At 59.4% G+C, this 14,466-nt stretch carries 14 protein-coding genes, 1 pseudogene and 1 riboswitch; of the genes and pseudogenes, 7 read left to right on the top strand and 8 right to left on the bottom strand.

Annotated features, from left to right (window positions below; all coding sequences use genetic code 11):
- Positions 1 to 130 precede the first annotated feature (130 nt).
- A complete protein-coding gene (locus PSH64_RS25260) occupies positions 131 to 1,297 on the bottom strand; it encodes a 1-acyl-sn-glycerol-3-phosphate acyltransferase (RefSeq protein WP_105347956.1) in 1,167 nt (388 codons plus the stop codon).
- 139 nt (positions 1,298 to 1,436) lie between these two features.
- Here PSH64_RS25260 and PSH64_RS25255 point away from each other — a divergent pair, with 139 nt between their 5' ends.
- Genes PSH64_RS25255 through PSH64_RS25245 form a run of 3 tightly spaced genes read left to right on the top strand, consistent with a single transcriptional unit; the run spans position 1,437 to position 2,551 of the window.
- Positions 1,437 to 1,619 carry a CPXCG motif-containing cysteine-rich protein gene (locus tag PSH64_RS25255; protein ID WP_018929594.1) on the top strand — a complete coding sequence of 61 codons (183 nt, stop codon included), beginning with the start codon at positions 1,437 to 1,439 and terminating at the stop codon, positions 1,617 to 1,619.
- Between the two features lie 12 nt (positions 1,620 to 1,631).
- The gene (locus PSH64_RS25250; protein WP_007939795.1) at positions 1,632 to 1,892 is read left to right on the top strand and encodes a putative signal transducing protein; all 261 of its coding nucleotides are present in this window, start codon (positions 1,632 to 1,634) and stop codon (positions 1,890 to 1,892) included.
- 35 nt (positions 1,893 to 1,927) lie between these two features.
- A complete protein-coding gene (locus tag PSH64_RS25245; RefSeq protein ID WP_305479038.1) occupies positions 1,928 to 2,551 on the top strand; it encodes an SOS response-associated peptidase in 624 nt (207 codons plus the stop codon).
- 130 nt (positions 2,552 to 2,681) lie between these two features.
- On the opposite strand, the gene PSH64_RS30535 is transcribed toward PSH64_RS25245, so the two are convergent.
- The gene (locus PSH64_RS30535) at positions 2,682 to 3,386 is read right to left on the bottom strand and encodes a methyl-accepting chemotaxis protein (protein ID WP_370694484.1); all 705 of its coding nucleotides are present in this window, start codon (positions 3,384 to 3,386) and stop codon (positions 2,682 to 2,684) included.
- A gap of 198 nt (positions 3,387 to 3,584) precedes the next feature.
- Positions 3,585 to 3,644, bottom strand: a pseudogene (locus PSH64_RS30530) (hypothetical protein); the annotation flags it as partial.
- Between the two features lie 1,453 nt (positions 3,645 to 5,097).
- Here PSH64_RS30530 and PSH64_RS25235 point away from each other — a divergent pair.
- Positions 5,098 to 5,916 (top strand): M48 family metallopeptidase, encoded by an 819-nt coding sequence (locus PSH64_RS25235; protein WP_305479034.1) that lies wholly within the window; start codon positions 5,098 to 5,100, stop codon positions 5,914 to 5,916.
- A 44-nt stretch (positions 5,917 to 5,960) separates the two neighbouring features.
- Here the strand turns inward: PSH64_RS25235 and PSH64_RS25230 are convergent, their stop codons facing one another.
- From PSH64_RS25230 to PSH64_RS25215, 4 genes are all read right to left on the bottom strand, one after another.
- The gene (locus PSH64_RS25230; protein WP_105347946.1) at positions 5,961 to 6,467 is read right to left on the bottom strand and encodes a hypothetical protein; all 507 of its coding nucleotides are present in this window, start codon (positions 6,465 to 6,467) and stop codon (positions 5,961 to 5,963) included.
- 137 nt (positions 6,468 to 6,604) lie between these two features.
- Positions 6,605 to 7,192: a TMEM165/GDT1 family protein gene (locus PSH64_RS25225; RefSeq protein ID WP_105347944.1), complete on the bottom strand. Its 588-nt coding sequence runs from the start codon at positions 7,190 to 7,192 to the stop codon at positions 6,605 to 6,607.
- Between the two features lie 89 nt (positions 7,193 to 7,281).
- A riboswitch (yybP-ykoY riboswitch) is annotated at positions 7,282 to 7,404 on the bottom strand.
- Between the two features lie 194 nt (positions 7,405 to 7,598).
- The gene (locus tag PSH64_RS25220) at positions 7,599 to 8,597 is read right to left on the bottom strand and encodes a class I SAM-dependent methyltransferase (RefSeq protein WP_105347941.1); all 999 of its coding nucleotides are present in this window, start codon (positions 8,595 to 8,597) and stop codon (positions 7,599 to 7,601) included.
- A gap of 33 nt (positions 8,598 to 8,630) precedes the next feature.
- On the bottom strand, positions 8,631 to 9,596 hold the full coding sequence (locus tag PSH64_RS25215) for a 2-hydroxyacid dehydrogenase (RefSeq protein WP_305479032.1): 966 nt from the start codon (positions 9,594 to 9,596) through the stop codon (positions 8,631 to 8,633).
- Between the two features lie 91 nt (positions 9,597 to 9,687).
- Here PSH64_RS25215 and PSH64_RS25210 point away from each other — a divergent pair, with 91 nt between their 5' ends.
- A complete protein-coding gene (locus tag PSH64_RS25210; protein WP_019582369.1) occupies positions 9,688 to 10,317 on the top strand; it encodes a LysE family translocator in 630 nt (209 codons plus the stop codon).
- Positions 10,318 to 10,330: 13 nt separating this feature from the next.
- On the opposite strand, the gene PSH64_RS25205 is transcribed toward PSH64_RS25210, so the two are convergent.
- Positions 10,331 to 11,101, bottom strand: a complete 771-nt coding sequence (locus tag PSH64_RS25205) for a helix-turn-helix domain-containing protein (RefSeq protein WP_105347936.1) — start codon at positions 11,099 to 11,101, stop codon at positions 10,331 to 10,333.
- 84 nt (positions 11,102 to 11,185) lie between these two features.
- Between PSH64_RS25205 and PSH64_RS25200 the strand changes: the two genes are divergently transcribed.
- Both PSH64_RS25200 and PSH64_RS25195 read left to right on the top strand, forming a co-directional pair.
- On the top strand, positions 11,186 to 12,370 hold the full coding sequence (locus PSH64_RS25200) for an MFS transporter (RefSeq protein ID WP_105347934.1): 1,185 nt from the start codon (positions 11,186 to 11,188) through the stop codon (positions 12,368 to 12,370).
- A gap of 147 nt (positions 12,371 to 12,517) precedes the next feature.
- The gene (locus PSH64_RS25195) at positions 12,518 to 14,200 is read left to right on the top strand and encodes a fatty acid--CoA ligase (protein WP_105347931.1); all 1,683 of its coding nucleotides are present in this window, start codon (positions 12,518 to 12,520) and stop codon (positions 14,198 to 14,200) included.
- Positions 14,201 to 14,466: the final 266 nt, after the last annotated feature.

Here is a 14,466-nt window from a genome sequence, read left to right as displayed (position 1 = left end):
CAGCAGCCCTGAAATGGCAATCGCTGGTCTTTCTGACATGCCCGCTGCCATCGGTTCTACGACTGCTGCGCAGCCGAACGGGGGCAAGCCCCCTCGCCACAGGGCGCTGTTGTCATTTCCAGCCATTGCCCTACAGCGGCAACCCGGCCTTGACCCGATACTGATTGCGCACCGGCGTCGCATATTGCAGCACCAGGAACGGACGATGCTCCTCAGGGCAAGCCTCCAGCCGGCGCTGCCACTCTTCCTGAGCCTTGGCCAGCTCATCAGCCGCAAACAGCTCGGCCGCTTTTGGCACCTGCAATTGCGGGTCAGCATCTTTCCACTGTGCATACGCCAGGTAGTGCACCGGGAACAACCGGTAACCGCCAAGGATCTGCTTGTCCATTTCGATCGCCAATTGCTTGGTGTCTTCGAACAATTCGGTGATGGGCGCGGCGAAGTTCACATGAACCCGGCCCTTGTAACCGGTAATGCCCTTGGCGATGCTCACGTCATCCTCGCCCGGCGCCTTGGTGTAGCTGCCAGTGGTGGCGCGAATATAGAGCTCGCGGGCCTTGGCCTGGTCGCACGGGTCGTATTCGTAGCTGATCGACACCGGGGTGAGGTTCAGCGAACGGATGACTTCGCCGAACGGCTCGTCCTTGCGGCTCATGTGGAACATCTTGAGGATCGCCGATTCGGTGCGGTCGTCACCGTCCTTGGCGCGACCTTCGGCCTGGGCGATCCAGATCGAGGCGCAATCGTTGCGGATCGAGTGGTTGATGTAGGCCGACAGCAATTGATACGCCGCCATTTTCTCGCGACGACCGGTAATCGAACGGTGCACGATGAAGCTTTTGTTCAGGCGCATCAGGTCACTGACAAATGGCTTTTGCAGCAGGTTGTCGCCAATGGCGATGCGCGGGGTCGGCAGGCCGGCGTGGTACACGGCGTAGTTGACGAAGGCCGGGTCCATCACGATGTCGCGGTGGTTGGCGATGAACAGGTAGGCGCTGCCGGATTTGAATTGCTCCACGCCGGTGTAGGTCACCCCGTCCGTGGCGCGCTCGATGGTGTGGTCGACGTAAAACTCGACTTTGTCCTGCAACGTGGCCACCGACGTGACGCCGGCGAACTCACGGCGCAGCCGATGCGCTATAAGAGGTTTGAGCATCCAGCCGAAGGCACCGGCAAAACGCGGGAAGCGGAAGTGGGTGAGGATATCTAGAAACGCCTTGTCGCCGAGCAGCCGTGCCAGCACCGCTGGGACTTCGCTGTCGTCGTAAGGTCGGATGGCATCGAATTCGCCCATCATGCTCTCTTGTTGGAAACGGCTAGGGTAAGTAAAGGTTTTGATCGAAAACCAACGGGGCACGGTCTGAAAAGGTAGCCAGACAAAAATAGCCCTGCAAATAGACCGGCGATTATACGCACAAGTCACCTGGGAGACCGCGATGCTGGAAACTGCGCAGTATGAATGTCCGTATTGCGGTGAAGAAGTCGAGGCTGTTCTGGATTTGTCTGGCGGTGATCAGACCTATATCGAGGATTGTCCGGTGTGTTGTCGTCCCATTACCTTTGTATTGCAGGTTCACGGTGAGGAATGGCACCTCGACGTCTACAGCGAAAACGAATGAAGGGGTTCACCCATGCAGCGTATCTACGAGCCGGAAAACCTGATGGAAGGCGAATTGCTGCTGAGCATGCTGGCCAGTGAAGGCATCGAGGCGCATCTGGTGGGCCGGGATTTGATCGGCGGCACCGGGGAATTGCCGATATTCGGCCTGCTGGGTGTATCGGTCGATAACGACCAGGCGCAATACGCCCGGGAGCTGATCGCCGCGTACAATGCCGCGCTGCCCCTGTCCGGCGATGAACCGGACAGCTTTCCCGGCACGCTGGTCTGTTAGGCTGACGTTCGTTTGATCAAGAGTCGTATTACCCCATGTGTGGACGTTATGCCCTGTTTCGCTGGAACCCCGCCTTCGCGGCCCTGCCCGGATTCCCCGCCGATCAGCAGGCCCAGTGGAATATCTCCCCCAACGATTCGGTACTGATGCTGCGTGCCGGTGCAGACGGGCAGCGTGAGTTGGCCCGTGCCCGCTGGGGCCTGACGCCGCCATGGCTGACCGACTTGTCCCGCACCCCGGCCCATGCCCGCGCCGAAACCGTGGCCGAGCAACCGATGTTTCGCGAAGCCTTGCGCCTGCGTCGTTGCCTGCTGCCGGCCAATGGTTTTTACGAATGGCGCGGCACTACGCGCAAACGTCCATATTGGCTGACGCCGGGGGAGGGCTCGACGCTGTACTTCGCGGCGATCTGGGAAGCGTATCCAGTGCAGGAGCAGGTATGGCTGAGTACGGCGGTGATCACCCAACCTGCTTCGAGTCAGCGTCGGCCGTTGATTCTCGATGCGGCGGGGCAGGAAGCCTGGCTCAATCCTGAAACCCCGCTACATGCCTTGCAGGCGCTGCTGGCCAGCGAACCTGCGCCATTGCGCGAGCGGGTGCTGGCGAACCTGGTGAATGATCCGAAGCTGAATGGGCCGGAGTGTTTGACCCCGGGTTGAGTGATTGGGTGTCTGTGCTGACGCCTTCGCGAGCAAGCCCGCTCCCACAGTGGATCTCCATTGTTCACGGATTTTGTATCCACTGGAGATCAAATGTGGGAGCGGGCTTGCCCGCGATGGGGTCCTATGATCAAACCTTGAACTGATTGATCAACCGCCGCTGCTGTTCCGCCAACTTGGTCAAGTCCGCACTGGCCGCGCTCGACTCATCCGCACCACCGGCCACTTCATTGGCCACTTGCCCAATGTTGATCACGTTGCGGTTGATGTCGTCGGCCACCGCGCTCTGTTCCTCGGCGGCGCTGGCGATCTGGGTGTTCATGTCGTTGATCACCGACACCGCCTGGGTAATGGTTTCCAGCGCTTGGGCCGCTTTCGCCGCGTGCTGCACGCTTTCGTCGGTGCGGTTCTGACTGTCCTCCATGACCCGCACCACATCCCGGGTGCCTTGTTGCAATTGCTGGATCATGGTCTGGATTTCTTCCGTGGCCTTCTGGGTTTTCTGCGCCAGGTTGCGCACTTCATCGGCCACCACCGCAAAACCCCGACCCTGTTCACCGGCCCGCGCGGCTTCGATGGCCGCGTTCAAGGCCAGCAGGTTGGTCTGCTCGGCGATGCCGCGAATGGCCGTCAGGATCGCGTTGATGTTTTCGCTGTCCTTGGCCAGGGTCTGCACCACGCCAACGGCCTTGCCGATTTCCACCGCCAGAACACCAATCGAATTCGACGTATCCCGCACGATTTGCATGCCCTGCGCCGCCGCCTGATCCGCATGGCTGGCGGCTTGCGCGGCCTGGGTGGCGTTGCGCGCCACGTCCTGGGCGGTGGCAGTCATTTCATGCACGGCGGTGGCGACCTGATCGATCTCGGCCATTTGTTTATGCACACCGATGTTGGTGCGAATGGCGATGTCGGCGGTGTGTTCCGACGAATCGCTGACGCTCTGCACCGATGTCACCACTTGGGTAATCATCGCCTGCAACTTGGCCAGGAAAGTGTTGAAACCCTTGGCGATCGAGCCCAATTCATCGGCGCGGTCGCTGGTCAGACGGCGGGTGAGATCGCCTTCGCCCTGGGCAATGTCGTCGAGCATCGCGACCATTTGCTTCAGCGGCCGGGCAATGCCGTGGCCCACCAGCCAGATCACCAACAAACCAATGCCGGCGATCAGCAAGCCGACCATGGCCATGCCAAAGGTGTCGGACTTGCGCTGTGCGTCCAGGTCACCCTGAAGTTTTTGCAGGTCGGCCATCACTGCATTCAGCGGCAGTTGCAGCATCAAGGTCCAGTGGGCGTCGGTCTGGCCGATGCCGAAGGGCAGGTACAACTCGATCCGGCCCTGGGCCTTGTCGACGGTGTAAGTCACTTCGCCGCGCTTGAGATTGGCCATGTTGGCAATCTGCTTGCTGTCGAGGATGTCGCTGACCTTTTCGCCGAATTTACTCGGGTCTTTGGTGTAGGCGACGATCCGGCCGTTACCGCCGATCAGGGCCATTTCCCCGGCGCCGCTGTACAGTTTCTGATTCGCCCCCAGGAGCATTTCCTGGATGAAGTTCACCGACAGGTCGGCGCCGACGATGCCCTGGAACGCACCGTTGAGCATGATCGGTTCAATGAAGGAGGCGAGCATGACGATCTTGTCGCCAACCTTGTAGGGCGCCGGATCGATCACGCAGGCTTTTTTGGTTTCTTTCGAGCACAGGTAGTACTCGCTGGCGCGCACACCGGTGGACAAGGTTTTCTGGTCGTCGACGTCGACCAGTTTGTCCAGGCCCAGGCTGCCGTCTTCGTTACGGAACCACCATGGCAGGAAGCGCCCGTTGCTGGCGTCGATGCCGACTACTTTGGTGTCGACGTAGGCCGCATCGTTGTGGTCGAGGGCGTTTTTTTCCCACCCAATGTAGGTGCCGAGAATTTTCGGGTTCCGGGCGACGTTTTCCTTGATCAGGCTGATCAGTTGCTCACGGCCCAGGCTCAGTTGCGGCTGGCCGTCGGCGCCTGGTGTGCCGATCAGCGCATTGACCCGCACCAGACCGCCGGCAATCAGCAGCGGCGCTTCGAGTTCGCGCTGGATCTGGCTGACCTGGGTTTGCGCCAGCGACGTCAGGCGCTGTTCGATGACTTGCTCGAACTGCGCCTGAGTCCGTTGCTGGACCATGTCTTGGGTCCGGGCGCCGGAAAACAGCGCGTACAGCACCAGGGCTGCGACAACGCTGAGCACAATGGCGCCGGCCAGGGCGGCAACGGAAAACTGGATCGACTTGAATTTCATGGGTGCTCCGCACGCAAGAGGACGTCTGCAGAGCTGTATCGGCACTGGGGCGGTGGGGCATGAGCCAGGTGTAACGAATTGGCTGTTTTAGAGTGCTGGATGTCGTAAATGAATCATTGCTGGCCGTGATCAGCCGCGGCGGACGCTGTTGTGTGAATTTTTTCCTACGGTGATCGGGGCTTTGTCTGAAATGTACGTGCTACACGTCCGTTGTATCTAGCGCCGATACAAATCCCCACCTAGGATACGCGGCATGTTTCCAGGGAGCTTCTTGATGAGTAAGACATTGGTTTTGTGTGCACTGAGTGCAAGTCTGCTGCTTGCCGGTTGTCAGTCGGTCAACACCACCAGCGGTGGCGCCGTGGGCGTTGAGCGCACGCAATACATGTTCAGCATGTTGTCGACCTCCGAGGTCAACCAGATGTACGCCCAGTCTTATCAACAGACCATCGGGGAGGCGAGCACCAAAGGCGTGCTGGATAAATCCAGTAACAATGCGAAGCGCGTCCAGGCCATCTCCAATCGCCTGATTGCCCAGGCACCGGTGTTCCGTCCGGATTCGGCCCAGTGGCAATGGGAAGTGAACCTGATCAAGAGCGACGAGCTGAATGCCTCCTGCGGGCCTGGCGGCAAGATCATTTTCTACAGCGGGCTGATCGACACCCTGCAACTCACTGACGACGAAATCGCCGCCATCATTGGCCATGAAATCGCTCACGCCTTGCGCGAGCACAGTCGTGAAGCGATGTCCAGGGCTTACGGTATCGAAATGGCCAAGCAGGGCGCCGGTGCGCTGCTCGGTCTGGGCCAGGACAGCCTGGCCCTGGCAGACACCGTGGCCAAATACGGCATGACCTTGCCCAACAGTCGCGAAAACGAAAACGAAGCGGACCTGATAGGCCTCGAACTGGCCGCCCGCGCCGGTTACAACCCGAACGCCGCGATCACCCTGTGGAACAAGATGAGCAAAGCCTCGGAAGGCGCACCGCCAGAGTTCTTGAGCACTCACCCGGCGTCGGGCAGCCGGATTGCGTCGTTGCAGGCGGCGATTCCGAAAGTCATGCCGTTGTATGAGAAAGCACGGAAGTCTTGAACTAAAAAAGGCGCTCTTGTTTTTTCAAGAGCGCCTTGAATCGCTTAGTGTTCTGTTTCGAGTTTGAATGTGTCCCTGAATATTCCGCCTGGGTCCTTTATTGGATAATCAATGGTGATGTACGTGAGGGCCGGGTTGTAATCATATTTGTTGCCAAACACCAAGAAAAACTCACACATAATCTCGTAATATCTTGAGTCCGACGTCTTTACGAAGTTGATCCGGAAAGGATTGTCTGCGCCATCTGAAATTTTGAAGTGAGAATTATCGCCTGCGGCAGGAAAGGTCCAGTAGTAGCTGTTCTGGTCATCGCTTTCGTGCTTGTCGGCAGACGAATAATAGCCTCCCCCAACGGTTGAGACGTTGAGGGTGGCACGTCCATGCAGTGCTTCCAGTTCTTTCAGGCCATTTTCAGTTCGGCCCTTCAAACAAATGCGCACACGTTTCGTATCAATCGGGTCCACTGTCGCGGTGTAGCTACAGTCGTTACTGAAAGGGGATGGGGGAATTAGAATAGGGTTGGTTTTAGAGGCGGAGCTGTCGGTATTCATGGTGACGATCCTTGTGTGTAGATCAGGAACCATGAAGATAAGCGTGGCGAGAAATCGCCGATAGCTGTCAGTTATGTCAGCTATCGATGATATTTTATTTATAGTCGTGCTCTATATCTGGCGCAAAGATATGGAAGTTATCCAATCCACCCACTGCTCTGCATCGCCTTGTACACCGCGACGATCGCCAGGATGAAGAACGCCGACGCCGCCAGGCGACGAATCAAAGTCAGAGGCAGTTTTTCCGCCGCAAAGTTGCCCGCCAGTACCACCGGCACGTTGGCAATCAACATCCCGGCGGTGGTGCCGATAATCACCAGCCACAGTTCCGGGTATTGCGCGGCCAGCATCACGGTCGCGACCTGGGTCTTGTCGCCCATCTCCGCAAGAAAAAACGCAATCAACGTGGTCAGGAACGGTCCGAACTTGCGGGCGGTGCTGGCTTCGTCTTCGTCCATCTTGTCCGGCACCAGTGTCCACAGTGCGGTAGCGGCGAAGCTGGCGGCGAGGATCCAGTGCAGCGTCGCATTCGAGAAGAAACTGCCGAACCAGGCGCCTACCGCACCGGCCGCCGCGTGGTTGGCCAGGGTCGCGGCGACGATGCCGGCAATGATCGGCCAGGGTTTGCGAAAACGAGCGGCGAGAATGAGCGCGAGCAGTTGCGTCTTGTCGCCGATTTCGGCCAAGGCAACGATTGCGGTGGGAACGAGAAGTGAATCCAGCATCAGGGTTTTCCTAAGGGGCGGGTCGACACGGCTATGACACGTACAGCCTTCCCGCCCCGGGTAAGGTGTTCGTGTCATAGGTCTTGTCAAACCCTGCGATCCGTCTGGTGCGGACGCGTGGGTCGCATACGCCATGGTCTGAGGACCAAGTATGTTGACGTATGCCGGACGAGCATGGCGCTCGTGGGAGACTACTCCCCTAGGACGGAGCGGATTCTGCCTAGGCAAATCCGATTGGGCAAGCCCCAATGTTGGTAGTTAATCGGCAGAACCTGTGGGAGCGGGCTTGCTCGCGAAGAAAACGCCGCGGTTTTTCAGGCCTTACGCGTCATCGTTCTTAGCGAGCAAGCCCGCTCCCACAGGAGCTTCGTCGCTCCAGGGCAAGCCCTCTTTTGCAAAAGCGTTTTCAGCCGCGCTTGGCCCGGTAGATGCGGAAACCCTGGCCTTCAGCCTTGATTGCACATACGCCCAAGTGCTCTTCGATCAGCGGCTGATACTTCAGGAAGCTGTTCGCTACCAGGCGCAGTTCGCCGCCGTTTTTCAGATGTTTAGCTGCTTTTCGCAGCAGGTTTTCCGTGGCGAAATAATCGGTGTGTACGCCGACATGGAACGGAGGATTGCTCAGAATCGCGCTCAAACCCATGGGCGCGGCATCAATACCGTCACCGGTCATCACTTCTGCTTCCAGGCCGTTGGCGGCCAAGGTCAGGCGGCTGCTGGCGGCGGCAAACGCGTCGACATCGAGCAAGGTCACCTGGTTGTGCGGGTAACGCCGCTTCACCGCAGCCCCCAACACCCCCGCGCCGCAACCGAAGTCCAGCAAGTGGCCGCTGGGCAGTTTGTCCAGATGCTCCAGCAACAGGGCGCTGCCACGGTCCAGTCGGCCGTGGCTGAACACACCCGGCAGGCTGATGACTTTCAACGGCCCTTCGGCCAACGGCAGTTCATAGGTCTGGGCCAGGCTTTCCAGCGACTTGGCTTCTGGCGCATTGGCCACGGTGACCTGCCAGAGCTGGCAATGCCGTGCGCTGTCGAGCTTGCGTGGTTTGCCGAAGGGGTTGAGCTGCTTGGCGGCGCCTTCGATGCCACTGCGTTTTTCGCCCACCAGGTACAACTCACGACCGGCCAGACGAGAAGCGAGGGCGTTGAGGAGGTAGTCGGTCAGGTCCTTGGACTTGGGCAGAAACACCACGGCGCTGTCGAATTCGCGCTCGGGCGCATTCACGCCAAAATGGCTGCGCCCGGCGAAACGGGCGTCCAGCGCGGCTTGATCGCCGGCATGCCAGCACCAGCCGTGGGCATCGGGCAAGCGGCCCAGCAAGTCGTCGGCGGGCAAACCGGCCAGCAATACCGAACCCTGGAACAACTCGGCCTGACGAAGCAGTACTTCACTGCGCGGATCCATACTCTGCTCCTTGAAAAAAAGTGCCGCAGTTTATCAACTGACGACCCGCAGCGCTTTACCGCTGAAATAAGCCTGAGCGTTTTCCGTCAACTGGCCAACGATCCGTTGCCGCGCCTCGCGACTGCCCCAGGCATTGTGCGGGGTGACGATCAGCCGTGGAATGTCCTGGGCCAACAGCGGGTTGCCCGCACTCGGTGGTTCGACGCTCAACACGTCGGTGGCCGCGCCACCCAGGTGGCCGTTGCGCAGGGCGTCGGCCAAGGCCTGCTCGTCAATCAAGCCACCGCGTGCGGTGTTGACCACGAAAGCACCGGGCTTCATCGAAGCCAGTTCGCGGGCACCGATGAAGTGGCGAGTGTGTTCGTTGAGCGGGCAGTGCAGGGTCAGGGCATCGATTTGCGGCAGCAGTTCATTCAGCGGCAAGCGATCCGGCCGGGCAGGACGCCCGGGAATCTGCCCCAGCAAAACACGCATGCCGAACGCTTCGGCCAGTCGTGCCACGGCACTGCCCAGTTCCCCGTGGCCGAGCAGGCCGAGGGTTTTGCCTTCGAGTTCGACGATCGGGTAATCCAGCAGGCAGAACTGTTTAGCCTGCTGCCAGCGACCTTCGGCGACGGCTCTTTGATAGTCGGCCAGGCGCGTCGCCAGGTTCAGCAACAACATGATCGTGTGCTGGGCCACCGACGGCGTGCCGTAACCCTGACAATTGCAAACGGTGATCCCATGGGCGCGAGCGGCGGCAAGGTCGACGTTATTGGTGCCGGTGGCGGTGATCAGGATCAACTTCAACTCGGGGCTGGCCGCCATGGCCGCCGCATCGATCAGGATTTTGTTGCTGATGGCGACGGTGGCGCCTTTGAGGCGGTCGATCACTTGCGCAGGCGTAGTCTGGGCGAACAGTTGCAAGTCGCTGAAGCAGTCGCGCAACGGACTGAGGTCGAGATCGCCGAGGTCCAGGGACGGATGGTCAAGGAAAACGGCGCGGCGAGAGTTCGTCATCAACTGTACCTTTTGTGCATTGAACTGAGGGCGTAATCTGCCGAGCCTACCAGATGAAACAAGCAGTTACGCTTGGCCAAAAGGAGCCCCCATGTACTGGACAGAATTCTTGACCGTTGCGCTGATTCACCTGCTGGCTGTTGCAAGCCCGGGCCCGGATTTCGCCGTGGTGGTGCGAGAGAGCGTGACTCACGGTCGCCGTGCCGGGACCTGGACGGCGCTGGGCGTCGGTTCGGCGATTTTCCTGCACGTTGGTTATTCGCTGCTGGGGATCGGGCTGATCGTGTCTCAGTCGATCGTGCTGTTCAACGCCTTGAAATGGGCCGCTGCCGCGTACCTGCTGTACATCGGCTACAAGGCCCTGCGCGCACAACCGGCCAAACCTGCAGCTGACGACCTGCACCAGGAAGCGGGTGAGCGCACCGCGCGGGGCGCTTTCACTGCGGGGTTCGTGACCAATGGCCTGAACCCGAAAGCCACGCTGTTTTTCCTGTCGCTGTTCACCGTGGTGATCAACCCGCACACGCCGTTGGCGGTACAGGCCGGTTACGGGATCTATCTGGCAGCGGCAACGGCGCTCTGGTTTTGCCTGGTGGCGATGTTGTTCAGTCAACAGCGCGTGCGTGCTGGTTTCGCCCGCATGGGCCATTGGTTCGACCGGACCATGGGCGCGGTGCTGATCGCCATCGGCGTGAAACTCGCGTTCACCGAGATGCATTGATCGCGCTGAGTGTCTACGGGGGATTGAGTTCGCTCAATTTGTTCAGCGCGTTCAGGTATTCCCGAGGGTTTTCCCCGAGCAAGCGGCGAAACATCGCGCTGAACGCCCGAGCACTGCCGTAGCCCAGATCGCGCGCCACGCTCTGCACGCTTTCCCCGGCGAGCAGACGCGGCAGGGCTTCCATCAGGCGCAGTTGCTGGCGCCAGGCATTGAAATTCATCTTCAGTTGCTGCTGGAACAGCCGCGCCAAGGTTCGAGAACTGGCGCCGACCTGCTGTGCCCAGTCTTCCAGGGTGTTGGAGTGATTCGGTGTGCGCATCAGCGCCAGGCAGATGCCCAGCAGGCGTCGATCTTCGGGCATTGGAATGTGTAGCGGAAGGTTTTCCAGGCTGGCGATTTCTTCCAGCATCAGCCGCTGAATCAATGAGTTTTTCGCGTGTTGCGGACCTTGCACCGCACGCAGGATCAGCTCACGCAGCAGTGGCGTGACGGCCAGCACGCAACACTGTTGCAGCGTTGGCGGCGACAGTTCGGGGGCAATGAACAGCGAACGCATGCGCACCTCGCCCGACATGAAAATTTCATGCGCCACCAATGGTGGAATCCACACGGCTCGGGTTGGTGGAATGACCCAGGCACCTTGCGCAGTGACCACTCGCATGGTGCCGCAAACGGCGTACAGCAACTGAGCTTCGCGGTGTTGATGCAGTTCCTGGTGAGCACCGTCCACGTAATCTCGTGGATAGGCGCTGACCGGCCCGTGCAGGAAATGGCTGATTAACATGTCAGATCCAATGACTTTGTTGTCAGAATTACTCTTTTTCGCCAACTTAGCATAAGCCGCTCACTACAACGTAAGCGTGCCGCGATGAACCAATCCAGAAATGTCCTCCGCTATATCAACGCAGCCCATGTGATCGATCACATGTTCATGCTGATTTTCCCCGCCGCCGTTCTCGGCATGACCCAGGCCTTCGCACTGGACTACGCCGCGCTGATCGGCCTGTCTCTCGGTGGCTTTATTGCCTTTGGCGCCTGTTCGCTGCCGGCCGGCTGGCTGGGGGATCGCTGGAGCCGACGGAAAATGATGCTGGTGTTTTTTTTCGGCATTGGCGCTTCGGCGATCTTTACCGGCGTGAGCAGCAGCGCACCGATGCTGGTACTCGGCCTGACGCTGATCGGTATTTTCGCCGCGATCTATCACCCGGTGGGCACCGCGATGCTGGTGGCTTACGCGCACAACCGGGGCCGCGAAATCGGTATCAACGGTATGTGGGGCAACCTTGGCGTGGCGTTTTCGGCGCTGATCACCGGGTTGCTGGTGGCGCAACTCGGCTGGCGTTCGGCATTCGTTTTGCCTGGCGTGGTGGCGATTGGGCTGGGCATCGGTTTCGCGTTTCAGGTGCGCGAAGAACCGATCCCCAAGCGTGCGCACACACCGCTCAAAGATGCGGCTGGCCAGCGGATTTCCATGGTCATGGTGTTCGGCGTACTGGCCTTGGCCACCGCGACCGGCGGTGTGGTGTTCAACGCCACGACCATGACCTATCCGAAATTGTTTCAGGAACGCCTGCACGATTTGTTTACTTCACCGCAAATCCTTGGCGTCGTGGTCAGCCTGGCATATGCCTTCGGCGCCGTGGCGCAGTTGAGCATCGGCCGGGTCTTGCATCGTTTCAGTCTGAAATGGCCGTTCATAGTGTTGACGCTGTGCCAGGCGCCACTGTTGTTCGGGTTGGCCTATGTCGACGGCTGGGCCGTGATCGTGTTGGGTGCGGCGTTCATGTTCGTGGTGTTTGGCCAGGTTACGGTGAATGATGCGATGGTCGCCAACTTTGTCGCGCCGCAATGGCAATCCCGAATCTTCGCGCTGCGTTACTGTTTATCGTTCGGTGCCAGTGCTACCGCGATTCCGCTGATTTCGTTCGTCGAACCGCGCCAAGGTTTTGTAGGCCTTTACCTGATATTGGCGAGTATTGCGGCGTTGACCTTCGTGGCTGCAATGGTTTTCCCCCGGACACCAGCCGAGGCTGCCCTCGGAAAAATGGCGTAACGGCTGACGAACTCTCGCAAATGCTGGCGCAAAGCTAGCATTTGTACGGCTCTGCAAATCATACCTTTGGCTGATTTGACTGGCGTTCAAGGCCTCTAGAGTGCTTAGCTTTAGCAGCCAAGACTGTGCAGTCAAAAAGGGACTCTTATGTTGCAGACTCGCGTTATTCCTCCAGCCGAGGGCGCTTACCGGTATCCGCTGTTGATTAAACGGCTGCTGATGTCCGGCGCTCGTTACGAAAAAACTCGCGAGATCATCTACCGCGATCAGTTGCGCTACAGCTATCCGACCCTGATCGAGCGGGTTGCGCGGCTGGCCAATGTGCTGACAGAGGCCGGCGTGAAGGCCGGTGATACCGTGGCGGTGATGGACTGGGACAGCCATCGCTACCTGGAATGCATGTTTGCCATTCCGATGATCGGCGCGGTGATTCACACCATTAACGTGCGACTGTCGCCGGAACAGATTCTCTACACCATGAACCACGCCGAGGACCGCTTTGTGCTGGTCAACAGCGAGTTCGTCGGGTTGTACAAGGCGATTGCCGGGCACCTGACCACGGTGGAGAAAACCCTGCTGCTGACCGACTTGCCGGAAAAGACTGCCGAGCTGCCGAACCTTGTCGGCGAGTACGAGCAATTATTGGCCGCCGCGAGCCCGCAGTACGACTTTGAAGACTTCGACGAAAACTCGGTGGCCACCACGTTCTACACCACCGGCACCACCGGTAACCCCAAAGGCGTGTATTTCACCCACCGGCAACTGGTGCTGCACACCATGGGCGTGTCGACCATCATGGGGGCCATCGACAGCGTGCGCCTGTTGGGTACCAACGACGTGTACATGCCGATCACCCCAATGTTCCATGTGCACGCCTGGGGCTTGCCGTATGTGGCGACCATGCTCGGGCTCAAGCAGGTCTATCCGGGCCGTTACGACCCCGAGTATCTGGTGGAATTGTGGCGCAAGGAGAAGGTGAGCTTCTCCCACTGTGTGCCGACCATCCTGCAAATGGTCCTCAATGCCAAGGCTGCGCAAAACATCGATTTCGGTGGCTGGAAAATCGTCATCGGCGGCAGTGCGCTCAACCGTGCGCTGTATGAAGCAGCCAAAGCCAAGGGCATTCAGTTGACCGCCGCTTACGGCATGTCGGAAACCGGGCCATTGGTATCGTGCGCGCACCTTAACGATGAGCTGATGGCCGGCACCGAAGACGAACGCACCACTTACCGGATCAAGGCCGGAGTGCCGGGGCCATTGGTCGAGGCGGCGATCATCGACACCGACGGCAACTTCCTGCCTGCCGATGGTGAGACCCAGGGCGAACTGGTGCTGCGTGCGCCGTGGCTCACCGAGGGTTATTTCAACGAGCCACAGAAGGGCGCCGAGCTCTGGGCCGGGGGCTGGCTGCACACCGGCGACGTGGCGACCCTGGACAGCATGGGGGTGATCGACATTCGTGACCGGATCAAGGACGTGATCAAGACCGGTGGCGAGTGGATCTCTTCCCTGGATCTGGAAGACCTGATCAGCCGCCACCCTGCGGTACGCGAGGTAGCAGTGGTGGGCATCGCCGATCCGCAGTGGGGCGAGCGCCCGTTTGCGCTGCTGGTGGTTCGCGAAGGGCATCAGATCGGGGCCAGGGAACTCAAGGAGCATCTCAAGCCGTTCGTTGAGCAGGGGCACTTGAGCAAATGGGCCATCCCGAGCCAGATTGCCGTTGTTACTGAAATTCCCAAGACCAGCGTCGGCAAACTCGACAAGAAGCGCATCCGCGTCGACATCACCGAATGGCAGGCCAACAACAGCACCTTCCTCTCGACGCTTTAAGCGTCATCTGGCGTGCCCGAAAGGGCGCGCCAGAGCCACCAAGCAAGCGCTTGGCTTGTGAAATCCGAATTTTCAGCCATCCTTGCCGTGCCGACATGTGTCGGACTGGCGAAAGGACTGTTCCAGAGTGGCCGGCAGCTGCAAATCACACTTTAGAGGGATCAAGCACTACTACCTGCTGGCTATAGTCCGCTCAAGGATTTTTAAGAACGGAGCTCACGCACAAAACGGGGCAATGCAACTTTGGAGTGACTTCGGGACCACTT

The sequence above is a fragment of the Pseudomonas sp. FP1742 genome (genome assembly GCF_030687145.1).
GTDB classification, from domain to species: Bacteria; Pseudomonadota; Gammaproteobacteria; order Pseudomonadales; family Pseudomonadaceae; genus Aquipseudomonas; species Aquipseudomonas frederiksbergensis_D.
Note: the sequence above shows the minus strand (reverse complement) of the source record. Positions and strands in the feature narration are given on the sequence as shown.